The sequence below is a fragment of the Pseudomonas sp. MWU16-30317 genome, assembly GCF_020515695.1.
Classification (GTDB): Bacteria; Pseudomonadota; Gammaproteobacteria; order Pseudomonadales; family Pseudomonadaceae; genus Aquipseudomonas.
Genome location: NZ_JAIWJA010000011.1, coordinates 141,215 through 168,184, shown reverse-complemented (window position 1 = coordinate 168,184; position 26,970 = coordinate 141,215). Strand labels below are relative to the sequence as shown.

Annotated in this window: 25 protein-coding genes; 9 read left to right on the top strand and 16 right to left on the bottom strand. The window is 62.4% G+C overall.

The features are described 5' to 3' along the window. Positions 1-3: 3 nt before the first annotated feature. From LIX93_RS25565 to LIX93_RS25545, 5 genes are all read right to left on the bottom strand, one after another. On the bottom strand, positions 4-1,842 hold the full coding sequence (locus LIX93_RS25565; protein WP_226506857.1) for an amidohydrolase: 1,839 nt from the start codon (positions 1,840-1,842) through the stop codon (positions 4-6). Continuing rightward, on the bottom strand, positions 1,839-2,468 hold the full coding sequence (locus LIX93_RS25560; RefSeq protein WP_226506856.1) for an antibiotic biosynthesis monooxygenase: 630 nt from the start codon (positions 2,466-2,468) through the stop codon (positions 1,839-1,841). The genes LIX93_RS25565 and LIX93_RS25560 overlap by 4 nt, the downstream gene beginning before the upstream one ends. A gap of 74 nt (positions 2,469-2,542) precedes the next feature. After that, positions 2,543-2,959, bottom strand: a complete 417-nt coding sequence (locus tag LIX93_RS25555; protein ID WP_226506892.1) for a DoxX family protein — start codon at positions 2,957-2,959, stop codon at positions 2,543-2,545. Between the two features lie 690 nt (positions 2,960-3,649). Further along, complete coding sequence (locus LIX93_RS25550) at positions 3,650-4,573, bottom strand: LysR family transcriptional regulator (protein ID WP_226506855.1); 924 nt, start codon at positions 4,571-4,573, stop codon at positions 3,650-3,652. Positions 4,574-4,760: 187 nt separating this feature from the next. After that, complete coding sequence (locus LIX93_RS25545; protein WP_226506854.1) at positions 4,761-5,294, bottom strand: AraC family transcriptional regulator; 534 nt, start codon at positions 5,292-5,294, stop codon at positions 4,761-4,763. 233 nt (positions 5,295-5,527) lie between these two features. On the opposite strand from LIX93_RS25545, the gene LIX93_RS25540 reads away from it, so the two are divergent. After that, positions 5,528-6,349 (top strand): alpha/beta hydrolase, encoded by an 822-nt coding sequence (locus LIX93_RS25540; RefSeq protein WP_226506853.1) that lies wholly within the window; start codon positions 5,528-5,530, stop codon positions 6,347-6,349. A 150-nt stretch (positions 6,350-6,499) separates the two neighbouring features. Here LIX93_RS25540 and LIX93_RS25535 read toward each other — a convergent pair whose 3' ends face one another. The 3 genes from LIX93_RS25535 to LIX93_RS25525 all read right to left on the bottom strand — a co-directional run bounded on the left by LIX93_RS25535 (position 6,500) and on the right by LIX93_RS25525 (position 13,295). After that, positions 6,500-11,656 (bottom strand): AAA family ATPase, encoded by a 5,157-nt coding sequence (locus LIX93_RS25535; RefSeq protein WP_226506852.1) that lies wholly within the window; start codon positions 11,654-11,656, stop codon positions 6,500-6,502. A 54-nt stretch (positions 11,657-11,710) separates the two neighbouring features. Then, a complete protein-coding gene (locus LIX93_RS25530) occupies positions 11,711-12,064 on the bottom strand; it encodes a response regulator (RefSeq protein ID WP_226506891.1) in 354 nt (117 codons plus the stop codon). A gap of 73 nt (positions 12,065-12,137) precedes the next feature. Then, positions 12,138-13,295 carry a response regulator gene (locus tag LIX93_RS25525; RefSeq protein WP_226506851.1) on the bottom strand — a complete coding sequence of 386 codons (1,158 nt, stop codon included), beginning with the start codon at positions 13,293-13,295 and terminating at the stop codon, positions 12,138-12,140. Positions 13,296-13,579: 284 nt separating this feature from the next. Here LIX93_RS25525 and LIX93_RS25520 point away from each other — a divergent pair, with 284 nt between their 5' ends. The 3 genes from LIX93_RS25520 to LIX93_RS25510 all read left to right on the top strand — a co-directional run bounded on the left by LIX93_RS25520 (position 13,580) and on the right by LIX93_RS25510 (position 15,785). Continuing rightward, positions 13,580-14,302 (top strand): pirin family protein, encoded by a 723-nt coding sequence (locus LIX93_RS25520; RefSeq protein WP_226506850.1) that lies wholly within the window; start codon positions 13,580-13,582, stop codon positions 14,300-14,302. Positions 14,303-14,434: 132 nt separating this feature from the next. Further along, positions 14,435-14,656 carry a hypothetical protein gene (locus LIX93_RS25515; protein WP_226506849.1) on the top strand — a complete coding sequence of 74 codons (222 nt, stop codon included), beginning with the start codon at positions 14,435-14,437 and terminating at the stop codon, positions 14,654-14,656. Between the two features lie 103 nt (positions 14,657-14,759). Continuing rightward, complete coding sequence (locus LIX93_RS25510; protein ID WP_226506848.1) at positions 14,760-15,785, top strand: DUF4917 family protein; 1,026 nt, start codon at positions 14,760-14,762, stop codon at positions 15,783-15,785. 9 nt (positions 15,786-15,794) lie between these two features. Here the strand turns inward: LIX93_RS25510 and LIX93_RS25505 are convergent, their stop codons facing one another. Beyond that, on the bottom strand, positions 15,795-16,067 hold the full coding sequence (locus LIX93_RS25505) for an ogr/Delta-like zinc finger family protein (RefSeq protein WP_226506847.1): 273 nt from the start codon (positions 16,065-16,067) through the stop codon (positions 15,795-15,797). A 288-nt stretch (positions 16,068-16,355) separates the two neighbouring features. Here LIX93_RS25505 and LIX93_RS25500 point away from each other — a divergent pair, with 288 nt between their 5' ends. Beyond that, complete coding sequence (locus LIX93_RS25500; protein WP_226506846.1) at positions 16,356-16,757, top strand: helix-turn-helix domain-containing protein; 402 nt, start codon at positions 16,356-16,358, stop codon at positions 16,755-16,757. 25 nt (positions 16,758-16,782) lie between these two features. Here the strand turns inward: LIX93_RS25500 and LIX93_RS25495 are convergent, their stop codons facing one another. From LIX93_RS25495 to LIX93_RS25475, 5 genes are all read right to left on the bottom strand, one after another. Further along, positions 16,783-17,064, bottom strand: a complete 282-nt coding sequence (locus LIX93_RS25495; protein ID WP_226506845.1) for a phage holin family protein — start codon at positions 17,062-17,064, stop codon at positions 16,783-16,785. Next, complete coding sequence (locus LIX93_RS25490; RefSeq protein WP_226506844.1) at positions 17,061-17,405, bottom strand: putative holin; 345 nt, start codon at positions 17,403-17,405, stop codon at positions 17,061-17,063. The genes LIX93_RS25495 and LIX93_RS25490 overlap by 4 nt, the downstream gene beginning before the upstream one ends. After that, entirely contained in the window at positions 17,398-17,754 is a 357-nt protein-coding gene (locus LIX93_RS25485) for a head completion/stabilization protein (RefSeq protein ID WP_226506843.1), read from the bottom strand. The genes LIX93_RS25490 and LIX93_RS25485 overlap by 8 nt, the downstream gene beginning before the upstream one ends. A gap of 186 nt (positions 17,755-17,940) precedes the next feature. Then, a complete protein-coding gene (locus tag LIX93_RS25480) occupies positions 17,941-18,174 on the bottom strand; it encodes a helix-turn-helix domain-containing protein (protein WP_226506842.1) in 234 nt (77 codons plus the stop codon). A 74-nt stretch (positions 18,175-18,248) separates the two neighbouring features. After that, positions 18,249-19,514, bottom strand: coding sequence for an SAM-dependent methyltransferase (locus LIX93_RS25475; RefSeq protein ID WP_226506841.1), 1,266 nt, complete (start codon positions 19,512-19,514; stop codon positions 18,249-18,251). A gap of 298 nt (positions 19,515-19,812) precedes the next feature. Between LIX93_RS25475 and bglX the strand changes: the two genes are divergently transcribed. From bglX to LIX93_RS25460, 3 genes are all read left to right on the top strand, one after another. Next, positions 19,813-22,107, top strand: a complete 2,295-nt coding sequence (bglX, locus tag LIX93_RS25470) for a beta-glucosidase BglX (RefSeq protein ID WP_226506840.1) — start codon at positions 19,813-19,815, stop codon at positions 22,105-22,107. 225 nt (positions 22,108-22,332) lie between these two features. After that, on the top strand, positions 22,333-23,646 hold the full coding sequence (locus LIX93_RS25465) for an MFS transporter (RefSeq protein ID WP_226506839.1): 1,314 nt from the start codon (positions 22,333-22,335) through the stop codon (positions 23,644-23,646). A gap of 75 nt (positions 23,647-23,721) precedes the next feature. Beyond that, a complete protein-coding gene (locus tag LIX93_RS25460; protein ID WP_226506838.1) occupies positions 23,722-24,345 on the top strand; it encodes a flavin reductase family protein in 624 nt (207 codons plus the stop codon). 4 nt (positions 24,346-24,349) lie between these two features. Here the strand turns inward: LIX93_RS25460 and LIX93_RS25455 are convergent, their stop codons facing one another. Together LIX93_RS25455 and LIX93_RS25450 are read right to left on the bottom strand one after the other, a co-directional pair. Beyond that, entirely contained in the window at positions 24,350-24,586 is a 237-nt protein-coding gene (locus LIX93_RS25455) for a hypothetical protein (RefSeq protein ID WP_226506837.1), read from the bottom strand. Between the two features lie 72 nt (positions 24,587-24,658). Further along, positions 24,659-25,552 carry a helix-turn-helix domain-containing protein gene (locus LIX93_RS25450; protein ID WP_226506836.1) on the bottom strand — a complete coding sequence of 298 codons (894 nt, stop codon included), beginning with the start codon at positions 25,550-25,552 and terminating at the stop codon, positions 24,659-24,661. Positions 25,553-25,708: 156 nt separating this feature from the next. Between LIX93_RS25450 and pobA the strand changes: the two genes are divergently transcribed. After that, positions 25,709-26,905, top strand: a complete 1,197-nt coding sequence (gene pobA / locus LIX93_RS25445) for a 4-hydroxybenzoate 3-monooxygenase (RefSeq protein ID WP_226506835.1) — start codon at positions 25,709-25,711, stop codon at positions 26,903-26,905. The last annotated feature ends 65 nt before the right edge of the window (positions 26,906-26,970 follow it).

Below are 26,970 nucleotides of genomic sequence, written 5' to 3'. Positions count from 1 at the left end.
CCATCAGAACGCGAAGCAGGAACAGCCAAAGGCGCCCCAGAAGCCCTGGAAGTCGCTCACGGGCACACTCGACTGGCGTGCCCGCTCGTGGCTATGGGAGTGCACCGCGCAAGGACCGCTGCACTGGTGTACCTGGGCCTGCAGCGGTGCGTTGGGACGCCAATGGCCCGGTACACGCGCCACCGGAGACCAGTCCGGCAGCACCGGCAGGCGCGGTGGATCGAGGTCGCCGAACTCCGCGTCGGCATGCACGACCTTGCCGCCAACTACGGTCAGCACCGACTCGATCCACTTGATGGCTTCTTCTTCGACGCTGAAGAAGTCCGCCGACAAGGCCACCACGTCGGCCAGTTGCCCGACCTTGATCTGGCCCTTCTTGCCCTGCTCGGACGAGAACCAGGCGCTGCCATGGGTGAACAGTTCCAGGGCGGTGTCCCGCGACAAGCCCTCTGGATAGAGCTCCAGACCGCCGACGGTACGGCCGCTGACCATCCAGTACAACGAGGTCCACGGGTTGTAGCTCGACACCCGCGTGGCGTCGGTACCGGCGCCGACCGGCACGCCCTCGGCCAACATGCGCTTGATCGGCGGCGTCGCTTCAGCCGCCTGCGCACCGTAGCGATCGACGAAGTACTCACCCTGGAACGCCATGCGGTCCTGAATCGCGATGCCGCCGTTCAAGGCACGTACACGCTCGATATTCTTCGGCGAAATGGTCTCGGCGTGGTCGAAGAACCACGGCAGGCCATTGAACGGAATGTCGCGGTCGACCTTCTCGAACACATCGAGCATGCGCGAGATGGATTCGTCGTAGGTGACGTGCAGGCGGAACGGCCAGCGCTGCTCGACCAGATGGCGCACCACCGGCTCCAGCTCCTGCTCCATGGTCTGCGGCAGGTCCGGGCGCGGTTCGAGGAAGTCTTCGAAGTCGGCGGCCGAGAACACCAGCATCTCGCCGGCGCCGTTGTGGCGCAAAAAGTCATCGCCCTGGTGCAGGGTGACGCTGCCGGTCCAGTTCTTGAAGTCCTGCAACTCGGCCTTGGGCTTTTGCGTGAACAGGTTGTAGGCGATGCGGATGGTCAGTTGCTCGGCCTTGGCCAGCTCCTCGATGACCTTGTAGTCGTCGGGGTAGTTCTGAAAACCACCCCCGGCGTCGATCACGCTGGTCAGGCCCAGGCGGTTGAGCTCGCGCATGAACTGACGGGTCGAGTTGACCTGGTACTCCAGCGGCAGGCTCGGGCCCTTGGCCAGGGTCGAGTACAAGATCATCGCGTTGGGGCGCGCCACCAGCATGCCGGTCGGGTCACCGTTGGCGTCACGCTGGATCTCGCCACCGGGCGGGTTGGGCGTATCGCGGGTGTAGCCGGCCACACGCAAGGCGGCGCGGTTGAGCAAGGCGCGGTCATACAGGTGCAGGACGAACACCGGTGTGTCGGGCGCGGCCTGGTTGAGTTCGGCCAGGGTCGGCATGCGTTTTTCGGCGAACTGGAATTCGTTCCAGCCGCCCACCACCCGCACCCACTGTGGCGTTGGCGTGCGGTCGGCCTGCTCCTTGAGCATGCGCATGGCATCGGCCAGCGACGGCACGCCTTCCCAGCGCAGCTCGAGGTTGTAGTTCAGGCCGCCACGAATCAGGTGCAAGTGCGAGTCATTGAGCCCGGGGATCGCCGTGCGGCCCTTGAGGTCGATCACCTGGGTGCCGGTGCCACGCAGTGCCATGGCCTCGGCGTCGTTGCCGACAGCGACAAAGCGGCCGGCGCTGATGGCGACCGCGGTAGCGCGGGGTTTTTCACGGTCGACCGTGTGAAACTTGCCATTGAAGAGAATCAGATCGGCGTTCATTGCGGGTCCTTTTCTGCAGAGGAAGAAGCGTTTAGCCAAGGTGCAAGCAGGCGGGTGGCGGGCGGCATCAACACGTACACCACCAGCATCACGATAGTGATAGTGACGAGAAAGGTGCTGACCACGTAGTTGCCAAAGAAGCTGTTGAGGCTGAAAACCGGCGACCAGATGATCGGCAGCAGCAGGGTTTGCGGCAGAATCACCAACAAGCTCAGCACCGCCTGCTTCCAGCGCGGTGGCGGCGCCGCGCCCTGCTCGCTGGGCGGGGTGAACCAGAACTCCCCAGCGTCGGCGATCTCGGTGACGTCGCCGTCGGCCAGCATGTGCTCGGCCTCCTTGACCAGCGCCAGACGCTGCGGCGAGTCGAGCCATTGCTGCACCTGGTCAGTAGAGCAAAACCGCAGCACGCTGGTGAAGGTACGAAGACCGGCCTCTTTGCCCGGCATGACGTCGACACCCAAATGACCGGGGAAGGTGCGGGCGGTCGAGACGATGCGTCGCAGCCAGGCCTCGTAGGCCTGCTCGGTGCCCGCCTTGACCCGGTGCTTGACCACCAGGGTGACCATTTCGTCCTTGCTGCTGGCAGTGCTGCCCAGCGCAGGCTCGACGATGGATGAATTGGACATGTACGGTGACTCCTTGAACTGAATTCGCAAGAGCACGGCGCCGCCATCATCGCGGCCCGGCCAACGGCTATATGTCAGGCGTAGCGCAGACGCCCGGGCATGCTCAGGCGCAGCGACAGACGCCCCGGGCCGGCCAGCAGAATCGCGCTGAACAGAATCAACAGCAGCCAGGCGAACTGGCCCTGGTCCAGGGTCCAATCGGGGTGCACCACGCCAACGGCGATAAGCAGTACGCACAGCACCGGCAAACAGGCCAGGCGCGTCAGCACGCCGGCGATGATCAGGAGCGGGCAGGCAACTTCGGCAAAAATGGCCAGGCTCAGGGTCACGGCTGGCCCCAGGTGGAAAGGGTCTTCGATCAATTGCAGTTGCTGGGAGAAATGCAGCAACTTGGGCAGGCCGTGCACACACAGCAGGAATAAGGCAGCGCTGACACGCAGCCACAACAAGCCCAGCTCCTTGGCGGGATCATCAAACTCACTGGGCTGCAGATTGCCGACACTCATTGGTTCATCCCTGGGGCAAGCGGCCCGCCTTCGGGCCATTGTCGATGCAAGTCATCATGAATCAGCCAGGCAAGCACGGCTTGCATGAGCGTGCTGCCTTTGGAACTGCCGTGCTGCCTGGTATTGCCTGGTGCTCTCACCGGCCCCTTCGCGGGCAAGCCTCGCTCCCACAAAGCAAGCAGGCGCTAAGTCTTGCACCCGTGGGAGCACAGCTTGCTGGCGAAGAGGCCGGCATGGCTTGCCCATAACGTTCTTCGCGGGCAAGCCTCGCTCCCACAAAGCAAGCAGGCGCTAAGTCTTGCACCCGTGGGAGCACAGCTTGCTGGCAAAGAGGCCGGCATGGCTTGCCTACACCGTTCTTCGCGGGCAAGCCTCGCTCTCACAAAGCAAGCAGGCGCTAAGTCTTGCACCCGTGGGAGCACAGCTTGCTGGCGAAGAGGCCGGCATGGCTTGCCCACACCGTTCTTCGCGGGCAAGCCTCGCTCCCACAAAGCAAGCAGGCGCTAAGTCTTGCACCCGTGGGAGCACAGCTTGCTGGCGAAGAGGCCGGCATGGCTTGCCCACACCGTTCTTCGCGGGCAAGCCTCGCTCCCACAAAGCAAGCAGGCGCTAGGTCTTGCACCCGTGGGAGGACAGCTTGCTGGCGAAGAGGCCGGCATGGCTTGCCCACACCGTTCAGGCCGGCGACCCCGGCAATGGCGCTGACATGAATCGGGCAATATGGCCACGCAACCAGCGCTCGGCCGGATCGTTGTCATGCACCCCGCTCCAGGCCATGGACAACTCCGCCGGCACGATCGGAAACGGCGGCTCCTCGGCGCGCAACATGCCGTCGTCCACCAGCGCGCAGGCGGCATAATCCGGCACGGTGGCGATCAAGTCGGTGCCCTTGAGCAACGCGCGCAGGCCGTTGAATTGCGGCACGCCAAGCACCACTCGGCGCGAACGGCCGACCTTGGCCAGATCCAGATCGATATTGCCGCTCAGGTCGCCGGAGAACGACACCATGGCGTGCGGCCGTTCGCAGTACTCATCCAGTGTCAGCGGCCCGGGCCGTGAATCGCCACGCAACACCTTGCAGCCGATATCGCGCATCTTGCGACGCTTGGCGTTGGCCGGCAGGTCGGTGGTGTAGCTCACGCCCACGGAGATTTCTCCCGAGGCGAGCAGGGTCGGCATCAGCAGATAATTGGCGCGGCGCACGACGATGACGATCCCCGGCGCCTCCTCGCGCAGGGTGTTGAGCAATGGCGGGAACAGGCCGAATTCGGCGTCATCCGACAGGCCGATGCGGAACACACTGCAACTGCTGGCCGGGTCGAAGTCCTTGGCGCGGCTGACGGCACCCGAGATGGTGTCCAGGGCCGGCTGCAGCTCTTCGAGGATGGCCAGTGCCCGCGGCGTCGGATCCATGCTGCGGCCGTTGCGGATCAACAACGGGTCGTCGAACAGATCGCGCAGACGGCCGAGCGCGGCACTGACCGCCGGCTGGCCCATGAAGTGCTTTTCGGCCACACGGGTCAGGTTGCGCTCGAACATCAGCGCTTCGAAGATCACCAGCAGATTCATGTCTACGTGGCGCAGGTCATTACGATTCATGGCGAGGCTCCAGGCGTCGTCCTTGGCGAGGGAGCGGCCTCATCCGAGGGGTGGGCAGATGTCTGCAGCGAGTCAAGCACGGCGCCGGTAACGGCGCCTTGAACGAATGTGCTTTTTTCAACATCGGCCCGGCCCCGATCCCTGCGGGTGTTACCCACAGGGCCAATACCATCCCGGCCCGCCCGCATCAGGCGCTGCGAGCCGCCGCCGCGCGACGCCAGGTGAATGGCGTGGTGCCGATGCTGCGAGTGAACACCCGGGTGAAGTGCGACTGATCGGCAAAACCGCATTCCAGGCTGATCTGCGAAATCGACGCCGGGCTCTCGGCCAGCAAAGTCCGGGCCTTGTCCAGACGTGCCTGCAGGAACCAGTCGCGCGGCGCCATGCCGGTGGTTTTCTTGAAAGCCCGGGAAAAGTGACTGCGCGACAGCGAGCATTGGCTGGCGACCTCGGCGATCGACAGGCCGTGGGCCATGTGTTCGAGCATCGTCTGTTTGGCCAGGCGCTCCTGCCAGGGCGAGAGCGCCACCCGTTGCTGGGAGGCCTCGGCGGATTCGCCGGCGTAGCGGTCGAGCAGATGACTGCACAGGGCGCGGGAGGTGGTGTACAGCACCTCCTGCTGGGCATGATTGGCTTGCGCCAGCGCGGTGGCAAGGGCCTGCACCAGTTGCAGGGCGACAGAGTCCAGCGCGGCCGGGGCGGCAAGGGTCAACGTATTCATGGGTGACGTTCCTTTGCGAAGACAGGTCAACGGCCCCAGTCTCCCCTGCCCCCCTGGCCGCTGTACTTTGGCAAAGGTTAAACGTTCTGAAATCTGTGCTGGCCGACAGGCCGGTACTTCCAACACACCTCAAGGGGAACCCTTCAGAAGGATTCAGGCTCAGCTAAAGTACTTTGTCGCGTCATGCGCTTAGGTTTGATCCTCAACTCAATTCAACGCCCCAGGAGTCAGGCATGCCTTACATCACCACCACCGATGGCACCGCAATCCACTACAAGGACTGGGGCAGCGGCCGGCCCATCGTGCTCAGCCACGGCTGGCCGCTGAATGCCGACATGTGGGACTACCAGATGAACTTCCTCGCCGCCAACGGCTTTCGCGTGATCGCCCACGACCGTCGCGGCTTCGGTCGTTCGAGCCAACCCTGGAGCGGCTACGACTACGACACCTTCGCCGATGACCTGCAGACCCTGCTGACCCACCTGGACATCAAGGACGCCGTGCTCGTGGGCTTCTCCATGGGCGGCGGCGAAGTGGCCCGCTACCTGACTCGCCACGGCACCGCTCGCGTGTCCAAAGCCGTGCTGCTGAGCGCCGTGACGCCGCTGATGATTCGTCGCGACGATCACCCTGAAGGCATTGACCCGGCGGTCTTCGACGGCATCCGCGCCGGGCTGCTCAACGACCGCGCAGGCTTTCTCGACGCCTTCGGACCGGTGTTCACCGGCAGCGACAAGCCGGGCTCCAAGGTCGGCAAACCGATGCTCGAATGGACCCAGTTCCTGGCCCTGCAGGCCGGTATCAAGGGCACCTACGACTGCGTCGCGGCCTTCTCCGAAACCGATTTTCGGCCTGACCTCAAGGCCATCGACATCCCCACACTGGTCATCCATGGCGACGGCGATGCGGTGGTGGATTTCAACGTCACCGGCAAGGCGGCGGCTGCACTGGTACCCGGCGCCGAACTCAAGGTGTACGCCGGCGCGCCACACGCCACCTATTTCACCCACAAGGACGAGCTGAACCAGGATCTGCTGGCCTTCGCCAGCAAGTAAGCGTGCGCGCTGACGGCAGCCGGTAGCGCTGCGGTAAATTCTTCGCGGACGAGCCTTGCTCGCGCAGCTGTACGACTCAAGTCCAGTCGACTCTGTGGGAGCAAAGCTTGCTCGCGAAGACGTCAGCCAGCCCGCCGCAAGGCCCCTGCTTCAACACGGCAGGGTAAACACGAAAATCGTCTGCCCCTGCCGCCCTTGCAGCATGTGCAACGTGCCGCCCTGCGCATTCATGATCGACCGGCAGATCGCCAGGCCCATGCCCATGCCGCTGCTCTTGGTGGTAAAGAACGCGTTGAAGATCTGCTCCTGGTTCTCCCGGCTGATCCCGGTACCGGTGTCCTCGATGGTTACCACCAATTGATCCCGGCACGGCAGGCTGGAAGCAATGGTCAACCAGCGCTGCTGCGGCGATACCCCGGCCATGGCATCACAGGCATTGACGATCAGGTTGTACACCACCTGCTGCATCTGCACGCCATCGGCCATGACCTGGCACTCACCCGCTTCGAGACGCGCCTTGACGGTGATGCCCTGCTGCTCTATTTCCACGGCCGTGAGCAGCAATACATGGCGGATCACTTCATCGATCGACAGCAACCGCCGGTTGGAGGCTTTCTGCCGCGCCAGCGCCTGCAAGGCGTGGATGATGTCCGCCGCGCGCTTGCCGTCCTTGGTGATATCGCGCAGCCCCTCAAGGGCTTCCTGGACCTCCGGGTGCGCACGCTGCAACCAGCGCACACTGGCGCTGGCATTGGACACGATCGACACCAGCGGCTGGTTGATTTCATGGGCGATGGACGCCGCCAGTTCACCCAATACCGTGGAATGGCTGACCTGGGCCAGCTCGGCCCGAGCCATCTGTAACGAAGCCTCGGTTTCTCGCCGACGGCTGTTTTCTTCCAGCAGCTCACCATACAACCTTGAGGTCTCGAGGGAGATCGCCGCCTGCGCCGCCAGCAGCTCGATCATCGCCACTCGCGCATGGGTGAACACCCCTGCCGCCAAGGAATTGTCCAGGTACAGCACGCCAATCACTTCGCCCTGCTTGAGCAGCGGCAGGCACAGCACCGAGCCACCGCAATGGTCGAGAAAATACGGGTCGGCAGCAAAGCTGTCGTCGCGCTCGGCACGCTCCAGGGCGACGGTCTGGCCGGTACGCATGACCCGGTAGAGGATCGACAACGGCAGATGCCCCTGCACCGCGCTGCGCTCCAGCATCACCTCGACGCCAGTGCCGGCACTGCGACCGGTGGCGACGATCCAGGGTTCGCCATCGCGCAACAGCATCAACAGCCCGCGGCGTGCACCAGCGTGCACCAGGGTGTTGGCAACCAGGGTTTCCACCAGCCGCTCGAACACGATTTCCCGGGACAAGGCCTGCGACGCCTTGGTCACCGAGACCAGATCCAGGTACTGCTGGCCGCGCAGCAGGTCGACGGAGGCACGGGAGTCCGGGGTGCGACTCTGCAGATACAGATGGGCACTTTCCAGGCGCTTCACCTGACTCGCTGCGCCCCAGCGCTGCCAGTTATCGCGAGCGTTGACTCGGTGAGCCCGCGCCGCCGTGCTCAGGCCCAGCGCGGCATTGCACTGCGCCGCCACTTCATGGGCCAGCGCCTGCAGGTGCACGAAGCCGGCACTCGCCGCTTGGGCCACGGCCGACTCCAACAGCCCCAAGGCGCGCAGACTGTCACCCCGCAGACTCGCGACCTGGGCATCGACCAGCAAAAAGCGGGCGCGAAAACTTTGCGGGTTCAGATGCGACCAACGCCGCAACAGATGCAGGTGCGGGGCGATGGCCTGCAAGGTCGGCTCGATGTCCTCTGCCCCGGCGCACAGCTGTGCATGGTTGAGCGCGCTGTACAAGGCCAGGTCGGCCAAGGGTACATGGCCCGGTACGCTCCAGCTGCAGCGCTGCGCCTGAGCGAAAAACTCCCGCGCGGCCAGATGTTCGCCAGCGAAGTATGCGTGCATGCCCTTGACCAGCCACAGCCAGAAGTGCGCGGGGGTCATGCTGCTGCTATGCACCCGCGCTTCCAGCGCCACGATCTCGTCCGCCAGCGCGGGCCGCTCAGCTTCGGCTATCAGCCCTTCGCGCAACGCTCGCAGCCACCAACCCAGCAGGTCCAACAACAACTGGCTGTCGCGAAAATCCAGCAGGCCCGCCAGCGCCCGGCCACGTTCGAGCTGCACCTGCACCTGCGCCAGCGGCGCGCCCATGAACAGCTGCGTGGCCGCCGCCTGATGGCTGGCGTAACAGCCCAGGCCCGGGCGTCCTTGCGCACGGCTGGCATTGAACGCCCGCTCACTGCACTCCAAGGCAAAACTGGGGGTGCGCAGCCACAGGCTGATGCGCCCCAGCGCCAGGTCGGTGGATGCCTGCGCCGCCGCGTAGGCCGGCTGCCCCGCCAGCCGCGAAGCCAGATCAGTGAAACGCAGGCCGTCCTCCGGGGCATCGAAGCGCTCGGCCAAGACCACCCCGAACCACGACAGGCCGCGCACACCCGAGGTGCAGACACCGTGGCGCAAGGTCATTTCGGCCATTCGGCAGCTAAGCAGGAACATCATGTCGCGGTCACTGAACGACACCGGTATCAGCATCGCCGCCATCAGATCGAGCGCGGCTTTGATGAACGCGTTGTTCAGCGCGAAGTGATCGATGAAAGAGAAAATCGTGCGCTCGCCCTGGGCTTGGCGCAGCCGCTGGTAGGGCCCTTGCAGATCGACCAGCAATTGCTGCGTCGGGAAGTCGATGCCGAACAGCGTCAAGCCGCCGAGCCCAGTGCGCAGCGCGGCGGCATAATCACCCGCCAGCGACAAGGCCTCGATCTTGAGCACGTACAGCGACGACACCTGAGGCAGCGACGACACTCGCTCCAGCAACTGGTCGATGCAGGCATGGGCGTTGATGTAATCGCAGGTGTGCACCAGACACTGCGCATGCAGGTAATCGACGGCGTAGCTCTGCGCAGGGTTGTCGCTCCAGCGCTGAGGGCCGCCCAGCTCCCTGGCCAGACGCAAGTATTGCAACGCGAACGGCAGCGCGGCGGTTTCCCGGGCGCGCTCGGCGGCGCTCAGCAACGCATCGATGAAATGCGGCTTTTCGTGCTCCATCAACGCGTCATGGGCCGACTGCTGGATGTGCAGGGCGATGCGGAACAGATCGCCCTGCACGCGCTGCGCCGGCAGGGTCTTGAGCAGCGAGCGCGCCAGGCGCGTGTGCTCGGCGGCGCGACGTTCGGGGGCGATCAGTTGGTAGGCGGCTTCGCGCACCCGGTCGTGGCTGAAGGTCAGGCCCTGGCGATCCTCGATCAACAGGCCGGCTTCGACGGCCGGGGCCAGTAAACGCTGGATCTTGCTCAGGCTCAATGCGCTGATACGCGCAATATCACTGCTGTCGGCGCGATTGCCGACCATCGCCAACAGGCCCAGCAGATACTGGGTACGGCGCGGGAAACGAGCGATACGAGCGACCATCAGATCGACGACATTGTCGGCCACCGGGAAACCCGCAAGGCCGTCGGTGTCCCACAGCCAGCCTTCGCCGACAGGATCGGGCCAGAGCAGTTTTTCTTCGAGCAAGGTGCGCAACAACTGGTGAACGAAGAACGGGTTACCGGCGCTCTTGTCGTGAATGATGACGGTCAAGGGCGCCAGTTGCGGGGCATTCCAGCCCAGCAAAGCGCAGACCATGTCATGCAGGGCCGCCGGGCTCAGGGGATTGAGCTGCAATTCGGTGAGGTGCGCCGGCCGGGCCCTGGCGGATTCGACAAAACCGTAGAACGCCTGGGTCGGCTCACTGCAGACTTCGCGGCAGGCGGCGATCAGCAGCAAGTGCGGGAGCGGCGCCTCGATCAACGAACGCATGAAGCTCAGGGTGTCATGATCGAGCCATTGCACGTCGTCGAAAAACAGCACCAATGGCGTGTCGGCACGAGCGAAGGCACCCATGAAGGTACGCAGTACGTCATTGAAACGGTGACGGGCACCGTGTGCGGCGGCATCAGTGAGTGGCGACAAGGGGCCGGTGATCAGTTCCAGCTCCGGCACCAGCGGCGCTACCAGCGCCCCATCGGCGCCCAGCGCCTCGCGCAAGCGCGTCCCCCATTGATCGAGCACCAACGGCGGTTCGCCCAGTATCCGCAAGGCCAGCGACCGCAGCGCCAAGGACAGCGAAGCATAGGGTGTGGTCTTGCTGGACTGGTCGAATTTGCCGGTCGCGAACAGTACGCGGCCGATGATCAGGTCCTGATGCAGTTGCCGCACCAAGGCACTTTTACCCGTGCCGGTCTGACCGCTGAGCAGAACCATCTCGCCCTGCCCGCTGGCGATACAACGGGCCAACGCCCCATGCAACTGCGCCAGTTCGCGCTCGCGCCCCACCAGCACCGCCACCGGCAGGTCCAGCCCGCGGGGGCCCTTGCCACCGGGCTCGAAGCGACGGATATGCTGAAACTCGCTCCACTGCACCAGGCACAAGCGCAGGTCGTCCGCCAGGTCACCGGCGCAGGCGTAGCGAGCGGCCGGTTCCTTGGCCAGCAGCTTGAGTACCACACGCCGCAACGGTGGCGGCACGCTCGCGCGCCATTGTTCGATGGGCGGCGGTGGCTGGGTCAGATGCTGATGCAGCGACTCCACCGGGTCGTTGCCTTCGAAGGGCAGACAGCCGGTCAGCAACTCGTAGAAACTCACCCCCAGGGCGTACAGATCACTGCGCTCATCGGCTTGATGTTGCAGGCGCCCGGCCTGCTCGGGGGGCATATAGGCGAAGCTGCCCGAGATGGCCTCCCCGGTATCGACATGGGCGGCATGCCGGTAGCGACTAAGCGCGAACGCAGTGAGGCGGACCACGCCGTCGCTGCCCTCGATCAGGTTGCACGGCTTGATGTCGTGGTGCAGCAGACCGGCGGCATGGGCGTTGGCCACGGCTTGCGCGGCACCAATGGCCAGACGCAGGAACCGCGTGATCGACAGTCGCTCGCCAAGCACCTCGTGCAGGCTCGAACCGGCGGTTTCATCGAGCACCATGAACGGCCCGTCGACGGTGCTGATGAGCGCAACCGGAATGATCGCCCAGGCCGGATCCAGATACTGGCGAAAGCCGTACTCGTGCTGGATACGCCGGAATACCTGCTCGGATGGCGCGGCGACGGGCCGCACGATCAGCCAGTCGCGCACCGAAATGGGCGACCGCACACGGTAGCGCGCGACCTCACCGTCCACCAGCAGCAGGGTCCACGACAGGTGTTGCAGCCACTGGTCGTTGAAGCCGCCGACATCACGCCGAATCGAGGCCAGGCTGGCCACATGCGCCGCCTCAGTGCTGGGGGTTGATGAAGGGGGGGCCGAGGGTATGGTCACTCAGCCAGCCTCGACCAGTCGCGCAATGGCCGTCAGCAGGACGTCTTCGGAAAAGGGCTTGCGCAAGAAACACGCGGCACCGCCTTGCAACGCGGCGTCGATGGACTCTTCATCGTTGTGTGCCGACATGCAGATCACCCCGAGACGCTTGCCCGCCGCCTGCAGGCAGCGTTGCACCTCGAGCCCCTGCATGCCTTGCATGCGCAAGTCGAGCAGCACGCAGGCCGAGTCGTCGGCCGCCGTGGAGGCCAGGAAAGCTTCACCGGAGGCGAAGGACAGCGTCGCGAAGCCCGCCGACTTGAGCAGGTTGGCCAGGCTTTTGCGCACCGAGGCGTCATCATCGACGATACAGATTTGGATCATAGGGGCATCTTCACGGCAGCCAAGGTGATCGCGCGCTGATGGGGGCCGCCGCACAACCTGGGCATCAGATGACATTGGGCCGCTGCAGGGCGGCGTCGAAACCGATCAACTCACACATCTGCACCAACTCGATGAGCGTGGCAGCGTGCATTTTGGTCATGATGTGTTTCTTGTGAACCTTGGTGGTAACCTCCCGCGTGCCCAGTTCATGGGCAATCTGCTTGTTGATGCGCCCGGTGATCAGCAGCGCCAGCACTTGCCGCTCGCGCGGGGTAAGCGTTTCGAAGCGCCGGCGGATCTCTCGGGTCCGGGTGGTCAGCGCATAGGTCCGGCGCGCGTAGGCCAGGGCGTTGTCGACAGCTTCGAGCAATTGCCCCTCATCGAAAGGCTTGGTGAGAAATTCCTGCGCACCGGCCTTGATGGCCTTGACCGACATGGGGATGGTGCCGTACCCGGTCATGAAGATGATCGGCATCTCGCAGCCGCGTCGACGCAACTCCTGCTGCAGATCGAAACCACTGCTGGCCTGCAGGTTGACGTCGAGCACCAGGCACGCCAACTGCTCGGCGTAGGGCTCCTGAAGAAAATCCTCGGCGCAGGCGAAGGCTTTCGACGCGACACCCGCCGAACGCAACAAGCGCGCCAGCGCCGAGCGCACCGAGCTTTCATCGTCGACTATATAGACCACCGCATCCATGCTGTTCAAAGGAGTGTTCACTGTGACTCCCGAGCCCTGCCACCAGGGTCCGGCGGGCTCTTCTGCGGCAGGGAGTGGCACAACGCTGGGCTGGCCACGGCTTTCGTCGAGCATGTCCTGCAGCCCCAGACGCTCGAGCAAGGCAATCAACAAGTGATCGCGCCCGGTAGGCTCGGTCGTCGGCAGCGCCGCATCGATGGGCGGGCGATCCAGCGCTGCTGGCGCTGAATCGTGTTCGTCGTCGAGCAGCAACCGATAGCCGCGACCGGGGACGGTCTTGATCAGATCCCGACCGCCCCCCAGCACTTTGCGCAACATCGAAATGTGCACCTGCAGGTTGTTTTCCTCGACCACCGAGTGCGGCCACACCCTTGCCAACAGTTCATCCTTGGTGACCAACTGCCCTCTGGCATTGATCAGCAACTCAAGAATATCGAAGGCGCGGCTGCCCAGTTTGATCGGCTGGGAACCGGCGAACAGCTCGCGCCGTTCCAGTGACACGGTCACCTGTGCGATGCGGATCATTGGGCATCTCGCAAATAAAGAGGGGGTGATAACGGCCTGCCCCGCGCCGACAACATCAATTGAATGGCAGGTTAGAGCGCCCAACGCACGGCCGCAATTATCCCTGTAGATACCTCAGGCAGGCAGAATAAATGACTGTCAACCTTATGGAGACAGTGATACCTGTTTCAGCGCCTTATTAGTAATCCGCAAAAGCATTAATCTTCTTCCAACGCGACGCAAACCTCTTGCCGTCGAACCGGCGAAACGCCTCGGCCGCTCGCCCACCCACTCTGGAGACGATCATGCTGACCCTTCGTAAAGCTTCTGAACGCGGCCTTGCCAACCACGGCTGGTTGAAATCTTTCCACACCTTTTCCTTCGGGCATTACCGCAATCCCCGCGAGCAGGGGTTTTCCGACCTGCTGGTGATCAACGATGACCGGGTCATCGCCGGCAAAGGCTTCGGCCAGCATCCGCACCGCGACATGGAAATCTTTTCCTATGTGCTGGAAGGCGCTCTGGAACACAAGGACACCCTGGGTACCGGCTCGGTGATCCGCCCTGGTGACGTGCAACTGATGAGTGCAGGCTCCGGCGTAGCGCACAGCGAGTACAACCATTCGCAGACCGAAGGGGTGCACTTCCTGCAAATCTGGATCGTGCCCGACGAAGCCGGTGCCGAACCGCGCTATCAGCAGGAGCATTTCAGCGCCGAGCAGAAACGCGGTCGCCTGCAGTTGATCATTTCACCGGACGGCGCCGATGGCTCGCTGACCGTTCGTCAGCAGGCTCGCGTCTATGCAGGGCTGTTCAATGGTGAAGAGCAGGCCACGCTCAACCTCGATCCGGGTCACTATGCCTACGTGCATGTCGCCTGCGGCAGTGTCGAGCTCAACGGTGAACGGCTCAACGAGGGCGACGGCGTGAGAGTCCGCGAAGAAACCGCGCTGCACCTGGCCCGCGGTATCGATGCCGAGGTGCTGGTGTTCGATCTGCGCCCGCAGGAACTGCCACGTATGCCGTAGTTGCCGAAGCAGCGATTGAAGTCCATCGGGTAAACCGATGGACTTTTTGGGCTTTACGAAATAAATAGAACTCTGCAGTAATTGGCCAGTCCTCTGTGATGAGTTCTTTTAGATGCCCAAGAGATGCACGCCATGACGGAAAAACAGATAGTTCCGGCGGTTCTGGACAAGCTTTACGAAAATCAGGTCGCCCTGGCGGCAGCCATCGAAGAGCTGGCACTGTGGGTCGAGGTCCGCGGCGACGATGTTGCTGTGGCCGACAATGTACGCGGCGCCCTGGAGACACTGGATCGCAACGCCGAGCAGATCGGCAAGATGATCCATCAGCTCAAGGAACTGCCGATTACATCGTGACCCTCGCGCGGTTGCTCAAGCGTTGTCTTGAACAGTCCCCGTGCGCACTGGCGCCCATGTTAAAGTCGCGCCTCGCCCATCGCCGAGCCCGACGAACGTTCCCATGGACCAGCAAGATTTCGACGCCCACCTGCCTCAATGGCAAAGTCTGCCCCTCGCCAACACGTGCACCGGCCTGTTATTGGGTAACGGTGGCAGCCGCGCGATATCGCGTAACTTCGGCTATGACTCGCTGTTCGAACGAGCGCAAAAAGTGCGCAATCGGCCATTGGGGCAATCCGACCTGGCATTGTTCAAGCACCTGAACACCGAGAACTTCGAGCGCGTGCTCAGCGGCTTGAACACCACAGTACGCATCAACGCCGCGCTAGCCATCAGCTCGACCGCACCGCTCAATCGCTATTATGCGATCAAGGAAGCGTTGATCCATGCCATGCGCAGCGTGCATATTCCGTGGCAACTGGTCAGCACCAAGACCCTGGCTCACTTGAATCAGGCACTGCGTCAGTACCCGACCGTCTACTCGAGCAATTACGACTTGCTCTGCCACTGGGCGATGCTGCACGCCCCCGAGGGTTTCGATGACTGGATGGACGCCGAGGGCGAGTTTGATCCGCAAGCCGCCACGCCCGGTACGACGCGCCTGCTCTACCTGCACGGTGGATTGCATCTGATCAAGCATGCCGACGGCAGCATCCGGCGGCGCACGGCGGTCGACAGCGCGCTGCTCGATGGCTTTGCCATCAACACTCCGGGGGACGTCCCGCTGTTCGTCGCCGAAGGCCCGAGCCACGACAAACTGGCGAGCATTCGTGATTGCGCTTACTTGAGCAACTGCCTGCAACAGTTGCGGCAACATCAAGGCCCTCTTTGCCTGTTCGGACATAACCTCAACGCACAGGATCAGCACATCATCGACAGCCTGCTCAGCGCCAAGGTCGAGCACCTGGCGATTGCCATTTTCCCGCTGAGCGACGCTTGGATCATCAGCCAGAAGCGGCATTACGCGACGCTCTTTCGCGAGTCCCCCACCGCCCTCGAATTCTTCGATGCGACGTCCCATCCCCTGGGCCTGCCGGAGCTCAACGTGCCGGTGATCAAAGACAAGCCCGTACGCCCGCGCCGTTGAGGCGAAGTGCTAATCCGTCGCCGCCAAGGCCGGAGCCGGTACGACAGGCTTGATCGCCGCCCGGCGCAAATCGCAATCGGCTCGCGGTAGCCTGACCTCTGGGTTGGGCATGCCACTGGGCGACAGTTCGTGGGTCATTTCAAATTCCGCACGCACCGACCAGCCACAGGCTTCGGTGGTGCATTGCAGGTAAGCCACTCGCAGAAAGATATGGCGGCCTTCACTGGTACGAATACGCATGCGGCTCGCGCAATGCGGACAGACCATCTTGTATGTGCTCATGGATAGCTCCGATTGATGAGTCAGGACAGCGGGGCCTTATTCAGCAGCCCCTGAGTTTTCTTTTTCCGAAGAGTCGTCTCTTGTAAGCTGTAACAAGCAAAGGCTTGAAAGTAGATTCTGCTCACAGGACTTTTCCTCGGAATCTGTAGGAATTTTCTTCAACTTGCGTAGTTCGTTTCAATGCGGTGCTTCCCAGCTCAACTTCGCCTATCCATGGATCGGGGAATGTACGCACCCCGAGTAAAATTATGCTACAAAATGTGGATAAGTCAAACGAGTGTATTCATTATGAGTATTTCCAAGTCGACCGAGATCATCGCACGGCTCAAGCAGATAACCGCTACGAGCACCGATAGCGGCCTATCCGAGCAGCTAGGGGTCAGCCCGCAGACCCTCAGCAGCTGGAAAGGCCGGGAGCGCATGCCTTACTCAGTTTGCATAGATCTGGCCGAACAGTACGGCATCAGCCTCGACTGGTTGCTGACCGGCGCGGGGCCCATGCGGCGCACGGCCCAACTCGAAGAGTCGGCGTCGGAACCAGAACAGCGGATGCTGGCGATCTTTCGTACGCTGACGGCAGCCGACCAGCAGTTCGTTCAGCAAATGGCCCAGGAGCGCCAACGCTTGCGCGACCTGGAGCAACGCCTGGACAGCCTGTACGAACAAGGCTCGCGCGGGCCGAACGCTTGATCCTGACCCTGGCCATGGCCTCTGATCACTCATCATCCGCCCCCCCCAGCAGCAGCGCCATCTGACCCCGCACCCGAATAATCAGGCAGCACAGCAGCACGCTGGTAGTCGCATGCCACAAACTCACCGAGGGCTGGAACAGCAGGATTTCCAGGCTGGCCAGGCACAATGAGACCCCCAGCAAGCTGCTGAACAGCTTGACCCGCCTCGAAGGCCTCGGCGCAGTCTGCCGACCGCAGACCAGCAGCAACGCGCTCACCAGAAACGCACTGGCCGTGATCAACGGCACAATCAATCCAAGGGTCATGGTCGTCCACCTCGCAGTTTTTGGACGATGTCGCGCAAATCGGCGGAGTGCGTCCAGTGCATGATCTTGACGCTGACCGGAATGACCAGCATCGCGCAGAAAAACGCCGCGGCGCCATTGGACAGTACCGGTAACAAGGGCTGTGCCACCGGCGTGAACAGATAGCCCACCCCTGCCGACATCAGCAACGACGCCAGCCGTTGCCAAGCCTTGAGTTCACTTTGGGTGGTAGTGACCAGCCAGCCGCCCAGCAAGGCGCCGAACAAGGCGTCGCCATCGATCAGCGGTGCAAGTGTGGCCAGGCCCAGGCCCACATAAAGAGTCGCGAGGCTGTTAGCCATGCCAGCACTCCCTGATGTGCAACTGCTCTGCCAGCAACATCCGCACGTGTTCGTACAGTGTTTCAAGATACTGGCGCACGACCACCGGGAGTTCGCCATCCAGCGCACATGGGACCTGTTCCAGCGCCTTGTAGCCTTGGCGTCGCCACAGGCAGCGGGCGCCCGCCAAATCGCGCTCCACCCGGATCAATGCACTGTGCAGGGCAACCGCCAGGCGCTGGTCGCTGATTGTCTGCCCGAGGTTCAAGGCCTGACGCACCTGCGTGCAGTGCACCGGCGGCCAGAAAGGGTCATGACGCAAACGGCACGGCGGGAGTAGTGCCGAGGCGTCCTCGAATAAGGTCTGCATGCTTGACGCTCACCAAACGAAGGGGGCACCGGATGCGGTGCCGCATGCCCCTATAGTGTTGTCCGCTCTGTCTTGGAACAACGCCCCGGGTTTGTCCGCACCACGCGTACAAACAGGTTCAACAACGCACACAAAAACGCCAACGCCCATCAAGGGATGGGCGTTGGCGTGGGCGTGGCACAAGTGTCAATCGGTACGCAGCATTCCCCGCGCCTGCGCCAGATGCCAGGCCGCACCGCGGCTGCCCACGGCGAATTTGCTGCGGATATTGGCGAAATGGAAATTGATCGTGGTTTCGGCACATCCCAGGATCAGCGCGATTTCCCAGGACGTCTTGCTCTTGCCATACCAGTACAGCACTTCACGCTCCCGAGGGGTCAGGTACACGGGGTCGCAAGCTTCGATGAGTCGAGATGCCATAAGCCTGGCTCCCTATTGTTCAAGACCGAATCATCTTGAACAACAGGACAGCCCCGTCCCATCAGTTGCGCTTGTCACTGCACAGGCGACAAAACCGCCGGGCCTGGCAGCAGGCCATCGGCGCGCAGCAGGGATTCCAGAGACTGCGATTCGATCGCATAGAAGGCCTTCAACGCCTGGATCTTTTCCAGCAGGGCCTCGACGTTCTGCGGTGTGGCGCGCTTGACCGCCAGAATCATCTTGTTTTTATTGGTGTGCTCCAGCGAAATGAACTCGAACACTTTGGTCTCGTAGCCACAGGCTTCCAGATACAGGGCCCGCAACGCATCGGTGACCATTTCGGCCTGCTGCCCGAGGTGCAGACCGTATTGCAGCATTGGCTTGAGCAGGCCAGGGCTCTGGATTTGCAGGCGGATCTCCTTGTGACAGCAAGGCGAGCACATGATGATCGCCGCGCCACAACGAATGCCGGTATGGATCGCGTAGTCAGTGGCGATGTCACAGGCATGCAGCGCGATCATCACGTCGATCTGGCTGGGCACCACGCTGCGCACGTCGCCACACTCGAACACCAGCCCCGAATGCTCCAGTCGAGCGGCGGCGCTGTTGCACAGGGTAACCATGTCCTGGCGCAACTCCACGCCCGTGACCTCGGCCTCTCGCTGTAAGGTATTGCGCAGATAATCGTGGATCGCGAACGTCAGGTAACCCTTGCCCGAACCGAAATCGGCGACTTTGAGTGGTCTGTCCGTGGGCAGGCTGGAGGTGCTCAGTGCGTGAGCGAACACTTCGATGAACTTGTTGATCTGCTTCCATTTGCGCGACATCGCCGGAATCAGCTCGTGCTGGCCATTGGTGACGCCCAGGTCCTGCAGGAAGGGTCGAGACAATTCGAGATAACGCTTTTTCTCGCGATCGTGCTCGGCCGATGGCAGCGTCCGGGCCTGGGCGGCCTTGCTGCGATGGAGCATGGCTTTGCCCTTCTTGCTGAATTCCAGCTGCAACTCGTCGGTCAGGGTCAGCAAATGCGCGGTCTTGAACACCTGCGGCAACCACTCGGCCACCTGCGCAACGCCCTCTGCCAGGCTCAGGTTGCGGGTGATATCGCGCGTCTTGTAGCGATAGACGAACGACAGGCAAGGCTGGTCCTTGACCATCAGCGGCTTGACGCTGACGCGCTGCAACTCCGCCTCCGGGCCAACGTGGCGGGAGAACACCATCTTGATAAGGGCATTGTGGTGCAGGCTGGTGTCGAGCACCGACAGAAACTGCGCGCAGGGATCCTCGGAGCCAAGGCTCTGGGCAGCGCTGTTTTTGGCAGAAGGCAGGGAAGCAGACATATACAGCAAAACCTCGGACGCCCGCGCACGGGTAAAGCCGGGTATTTTACGGCGCTGCGCGTTCGCGAGCACGGGGTAAATGCCGTACGCCGACGTTCAGTCACTTTTCACTCGCGCCAAGGTGCCGTATTTGCGGGCGTCAGGCCTTCACACGGCAAGCCATGATGCGTCGGGGCTGGATTGCGGCCGCGCAATCGGCTAAAAGATGCCCAGCTTCGAACAATAACAGCCGCTTGCCTTTTTCACTTTGGCGGCGCCGTATCCCTATCGATACCGCAGTACGCCCCGAGAATATTCAATGAACAAGTTGTGTTTGCTTGCCCTGTGCGTTGGCCTGGCCTTTCAACCGGTCCAGGCCGCAGTTTCGACCGTCGCGAACAAAGACAAGGACACGTTTATCAACGATCTGTTGAAACGCATGACCCTGGAAGAAAAGATCGGCCAGTTGCGCCTTATCAGCATCGGCCCGGAGATGACCCGCGAGCAGATCGCCAAAGAAATCGCCGCCGGTCATATCGGCGCCACGTTCAACTCGGTCAACCGGCCCGACAACCGCATGATGCAGGACGCAGCCGTCAAGCACAGCCGTCTGAAAATCCCCATGTCGTTCGCCTATGACGTGATCCACGGCCAGCGTACGGTATTCCCGATCAGCCTGGGCCTGGCGTCCAGCTGGGACATGGACGCCATTGCCCTGAGCGCGCGTACTGCGGCAATCGAAGCCACCTCCGACAGCCTCGACATGACCTATGGGCCGATGGTCGACATCGCACGCGATCCACGCTGGGGCCGCACCAGCGAAGGTTTCGGCGAGGATACCTACCTGGTGTCGCGCATCGCCAAGGTCATGGTGCAGAGCTATCAAGGCAAGCAACTCAGCAATCCGGACAGCCTGATGGCGGTGGTCAAGCATTTCGCCCTGTACGGCGCGGTCGAGGGTGGACGCGACTACAACATCGTCGATATGAGCGCAGTGCGCATGTACAACGATTACCTGCCGCCTTACCGCGCCGCCCTCGATGCCGGCGCTGGTGGCGTCATGGTGGCGCTGAACTCGATCAATGGCGTGCCAGCCACCTCGAACACCTGGCTGATGCAGGATCTGCTGCGCAAGGACTGGGGCTTCAAGGGTCTGACCGTGAGTGACCATGGCGCTATCGCCGAACTGATCAAGCACGGTGTCGCCCGCGACGGCGCCGACGCGGCGCAGCAGTCGATCACCGCCGGTATCGATCAGAGCATGAACGACTCGCTGTACGGCTCCGAACTGCCGGCGCTGGTCAAGTCCGGTGCGGTGCCGGAGCGCAAGATCGACAACGCCGTGCGCGAAGTCCTCGGCGCCAAGTGGGACCTGGGTCTGTTCGCCGACCCTTACCGCCGCATCGGCAAGGCCAGCGACGATCCGGTGGATATCAATGCCGAAAGCCGCCTGCATCGCGAACCTGCCCGCGAGGTCGCCCGCAAGAGCATGGTGCTGCTGGAAAACCGCAACCAGACCCTGCCCCTCAAGAAACAAGGCACCATCGCCCTGGTCGGGCCGCTGGCCGATTCCCACGCCGACATGCTCGGCAGCTGGTCGGGCGCGGGCCGTTACGAGCAGACCGTCACCTTGCTGCAAGGCCTGCAAAATGCGGTCGGCGACAAGGCCAAGGTGGTCTATGCACGCGGCGCCAACATCACCGACGACAAAAAGACCATCGATTTCCTCAACGGCATTACCCAGGACCGTGTCGAGGTCCAGAACGATCCGCGCTCTGATGAGCAGATGATCGCCGAAGCGGTGCAAGCGGCCCAACAGGCCGATGTCATCGTCGCAGCGGTCGGTGAGGCGCGCCCCATGTCCCATGAATCCGCCAGCCGCACTACTCTGGAAATTCCCGAGGTCCAGCGCAATCTCATCAAGGCGCTCAAGGCCACCGGCAAGCCCCTGGTGCTGGTGCTCATGAACGGTCGGCCGTTGTCGCTGGTCAATGAGCGCAACCAGGCCGACGCAATGCTCGAGACCTGGTTCAGCGGCACTGAAGGCGGTAACGCCATCGCCGACGTGCTGTTCGGCGACTACAACCCGTCGGGCAAGTTGCCCATTACCTTCCCGCGTTCCGTCGGCCAGATCCCGACCTACTACAACCACGTGAGCATTGGCCGCCCGGTCGTGGCGGGACAGGTTGGCAATTACAAGTCCCAGTATTTCGATGATGAAACCGGCCCGCTCTATCCGTTCGGCTACGGCCTGAGCTACACCGACTTCAACCTGTCGGACGTGACCCTTTCGGCACAGACCCTGAAGAAAGGCGGCAAGCTCGACGCCAGCGTGACCGTCACCAATACCGGCAAGGTCGCCGGTGCGACGGTGGTGCAGTTGTACTTGCGCGATGTCACCGCCTCCATCGCCCGCCCGGTCAAGCAGCTGAAAAACTTCGAGAAGGTGCAATTGGCGCCAGGCGAGCAGAAAGTCGTGCACTTCAGCATCAGTGAGGACGATCTGAAGTTCTATAACGCTCAGCTCAAGTATGTGGCCGAGCCAGGTCAGTTCAACGTGCAGATCGGCCTGGATTCGCAGACCGTCAAGCAACAGAGTTTCGAACTGCTGTAAGTCGCCAAGCGCAAGCGCAGGGCATCCTGCGCTTGCATGTGCGGCTCCAGAAATCTTGTTACATAATTGCCTACAAATCCCCCTCCCTTGCTGTAACAGTGCTGTGGCGCACTTCCCGCCCTTCCTCGGCACTCGCTGAAACAACTTGTAAATATGCCTCCCAGGCCCTGGTCATCGACCGTGTTAGTTTGCGCGCCTTAAAAAAACAACCCCTGGGGAAATTTTATGCAGAGCCCTGCACCTGCATCTGCCGATGCGACAACCACCCGCACCACTTCAAGTCGCCTGCGCTCCATATTCAGCGGCTCGGTGGGCAACATGGTCGAGTGGTATGACTGGTATGTCTACGCTGCGTTTTCGCTGTACTTCGCTCAAGTGTTCTTCCCCAAGGGGGACCTCACCGCCCAACTGCTCAATACCGCCGCGATCTTCGCCGTCGGCTTCCTGATGCGCCCGCTGGGCGGCTGGTTGATGGGCCTGTACGCCGACCGCAAAGGCCGCAAGGCAGCGCTGATGGCCTCGGTACTGTTGATGTGCTTCGGTTCCCTGGTCATCGCCCTGACCCCGAGTTATGAAACCATCGGTGTCGCCGCGCCGATCCTGCTGGTGCTCGCGCGCCTGATGCAGGGCCTGTCGGTGGGGGGCGAATACGGTACTTCGGCGACCTATCTCAGCGAGATGGCCAGCAAGGAACATCGCGGATTCTTCTCCAGCTTCCAGTACGTGACGCTGATCTCCGGCCAGCTCATTGCTCTGGCGGTATTGATCGTCCTGCAACAGACCCTCACCGAAGAGCAACTGATCAGCTGGGGCTGGCGCGTGCCCTTCGTGATCGGCGCGATGTGCGCGGTGGTCGCCCTGTACCTTCGCCGCGGCATGGAAGAAACCGAATCCTTCACCAAGACGCAACAGAGCAAAAAGAAAGAACGCACCATCACCATCCTCATGCGCCACCCCAAGGAGTTGCTCACCGTGGTCGGCCTGACCATGGGCGGCACCCTGGCGTTCTACACCTACACCACCTACATGCAAAAGTATCTGGTCAACACCGTGGGCTTCAGCAAGGGTGAGTCGACGGCGATTTCCGCCGCCACGCTGTTCCTGTTCATGTGCCTGCAACCAGTGATCGGCGCACTGTCGGACAAGATCGGCCGCCGGCCGATCCTGATCGCCTTCGGGGTACTGGGCACGCTGTTCACGGTGCCGATCCTGACCACCCTGCACGCCATCGAAACCTGGTGGGGGGCGTTCTTCCTGATCATGGCGGCGCTGATCATCGTCAGCGGCTACACCTCGATCAACGCGATCGTGAAGGCCGAGCTGTTCCCGGCTCAGATCCGCGCCCTGGGGGTCGGCCTGCCGTACGCACTGACCGTGTCGATCTTCGGCGGCACCGCCGAGCTGATCGCGCTGTGGTTCAAGCAAGCCGGCATGGAAAGCGGTTACTACTGGTATGTCACCGCCTGCATCGCCTGCTCGCTGCTGGTGTATGTGTTCATGAAGGACACCCGCGACAACTCAAGGATCGACGCCGACTGACCGTCCGCACTTGAGCGTCGTCTGCCCCGATGTTGGCGTACACTGGGGCATTCGCCGCCATGAGGATCCGCCATCGTGACAGACACCATCTATAGCTACCAACCCGCCAACGGCCACGGCCTGCCCCACGACCCCTTCAACGCCATCGTCGGCCCACGGCCCATCGGCTGGATCTCCTCGCAAAGCGCCGACGGCAAACTCAACCTGGCGCCTTACAGTTTCTTCAACGCCTTCAACTACATCCCGCCGATCATCGGTTTCTGCAGCATCGGCCGCAAGGACAGCCTCAACAACATCGAAGCGACGGGCGAGTTCGTCTGGAACCTTGCCACCCGGCCGCTGGCCGAGGCGATGAACCAGAGCTGCGCACCGGTGGCCCCCGATGTCAACGAGTTCGAATTGAGCGGCCTGACCGCAGTGCCCTCGCAGATCGTCGGCGTGCCGCGGGTCAAGGAGACGCCGGTGGCGTTCGAGTGCAAAGTCACCCAGATCATTCAGCTGCAACGCGCCGATCAGCAGTTGGTGCCGAGCTGGTTGATACTCGGCGAAGTCGTCGCCGTGCACATTGCCCAGTCGCTGCTGAAGGACGGCATCTACGACACTGCAGCGGCCGAGCCGATCCTGCGCGGTGGCGGTCCGGCGGATTATTTCCGGCTGGGCCCCGAGGCGCTGTTCCAGATGTATCGCCCCAAGGCCTGATACATCAGGGTTGCCAGTGCAGCTGCCCTTCGTCATCGACATCGGTCAGTTGCGCCAGCACCTCGCAAGCAGCCACGTCGGCATCAAAGGCGGTCTTGAAAGTCTGACCGTCCAGTACCTTGTGAAATTGCGGGGCGCCACCGCCCTCCAGGTTTTTCACAGCAATGGCCGCGCGATAACCGCCTTCGCCGGGGACCACCGCCGATACGGCCTCGTGCCACTTGAATGCTTTGCGTGCCATCTTTGTGCTCCAACATTGACCGGGAAATTGCCGCGCATTCTACCTGCTCCAAGGTCGGCACACGACGCCCGCTCAACGACGAAGGCTGACGTCCTGCTGCCGGAAGACCTTGGGCGATACACCGGTCAGGCGTCGAAAGAACCGCGAAAAATAAGCCGGATCGGCAAACCCCAGGCGCTCGGCCAGCTGGTTGATGGTCATGTTGGTGTAGATCAGGTTGCGCTTGGCCTCCAACAGCAGGCGTTGATGGACTACCTGCAAGGCCGACTGCCCCGCCAATTCCCGGCAGATGACATTCAGGTGCGCGACCGAGATACCGACCTCGTGCGCCAACTGCTCGATGCTGCGGTGCTGCACATAACGACGCTCGACCAGTGCACTGAAACGGCTGAAGTACTCACGCCCGCGCTCTGGCGCCTGCGCGGCCGCATGGCGCTCGATGAACTGCCGCCTGACCCAGACGCCAAGCACGTTGACCAGCGACAACATCAACAGATCGCGTCCGGGCTGCTCGCTCTGATATTCATGCTGCAAGGTGCTGAACAACCGGCTGAGGTAGGCGCGATCCCGCCCGGCCGGATAGGTCGCCGCGCTACCCAGCACATCGCTACTCACGCCGGGTTGCGCGTGCAACTGCGTCACCAGCGGTGCCGCCAGGGTCAGGACGAAACCGTCGACGTTCTCGGAAAACCGAAACCCGTGCACGCATAGCGGCGGGACGACCTGCAGGGCGGGTTTGTCCAGGGTGAAGGATTGCCCTTCGATTTCGATCTGCGCCACGCCCTTGTGCAAGTACAGCAACTGGCACAGGTCGGCATGACGGTGCGCCTGGATCTCCCAGTGGTGCACGCGGCTGCGTTTGGGGATGGTTTCGCAATGCAGCAAATCAGGCGTGGCCCAGTCCTGGCCTTCTCCATAGAGTTTGAACACCGGGATCACTGTCGACAGCACCACCCAACCTCCCATCCGATAATCGCCCCGATTGGCGAAAAGTACAGAGAAATACGCCAATTTCCTCTGTTAAAGCCTAGGCCACAAGCGAAAAATACCGGCAGAGCAATCATAAAAATACCTTCGCCGGGCCGCGACACGCCCGCAGCGAATTTGCCCGAGACAACAATAATGAAGACTCAAGTCGCAATCATCGGTGCCGGTCCGTCCGGACTCTTGCTCGGCCAGTTGCTGCACAACGCCGGGATCGCCAACATCATTATCGAACGCCAACGCCCCGATTACGTGCTCAGTCGCATCCGTGCCGGCGTGCTCGAACAGGGCATGGTCGACCTGCTGCGCAAAGCAGGCGTCAGCCAGCGCATGGACATCGAAGGCCTGCCTCACCATGGGTTCGAGCTGGCCTTGAAGGGCCGTCGCGTGCATATCGATCTGGCCGGGCTGACCGGCGGCAAAGCAGTGATGATCTACGGCCAGACCGAAGTCACCCGCGACTTGATGGCCGCGCGCCAGGAGGTCGGCGCGCAAACCGTCTACGAGGCCAGTGACGTGCAGTTGCACGACATGAAAGGCGCACAGCCCTATGTCACCTTTATAAAGGACGGCGAAACCTGTCGCCTGGACTGCGACTACATTGCCGGTTGCGACGGCTATCATGGCATCGCCCGGCAATCGATCCCCGCCGGAGTGCTGCAGACGTTCGAGCGCGTCTACCCGTTCGGTTGGCTGGGGATCCTCGCCGATACGCCCCCCGTCAACGAAGAGTTGGTCTACGCCACCCACGAACGGGGCTTTGCCCTGTGCAGCATGCGCTCGCCCACCCGCACCCGTTATTACGTGCAGGTGGACGCCGAGGACAAAGTCGAGGACTGGTCGGATGATCGCTTCTGGAACGAGCTCAAGGCCCGTCTGCCAGCAGACCTGGCCGAACGCTTGGTGACCGGACCCTCGATCGAGAAGAGCATCGCGCCGCTGCGCAGTTTCGTCGTCGAGCCCATGCAGTACGGCAAGCTGTTTCTGGTGGGAGATGCGGCGCATATCGTCCCGCCCACCGGCGCCAAGGGCTTGAACCTCGCCGCCAGCGATGTCAGTACCCTGTTCGACATCCTGCGCAAAGTCTATGAGCACGGCCGTACCGACCTGCTGGAGCGTTACTCGGCCATCTGCCTGCGCCGCGTGTGGAAGGCCGAACGGTTTTCCTGGTGGATGACATCGATGCTGCACCGTTTCCCGGATGCCGATCCTTTTACCCAGCGCATGCAGCAGACCGAACTGGATTATTTCGTCAGCTCTGCCGCCGGCCGTACCACCATTGCCGAGAACTACGTGGGCCTGCCCTACGAGGCGGTGGACCCTTCGAACGACTGACGTTCGCGACTGGCACACGAAAACGCCGCCTGCTGTGGACTCAGCAGGCGGCGTTTTGCGTGGGT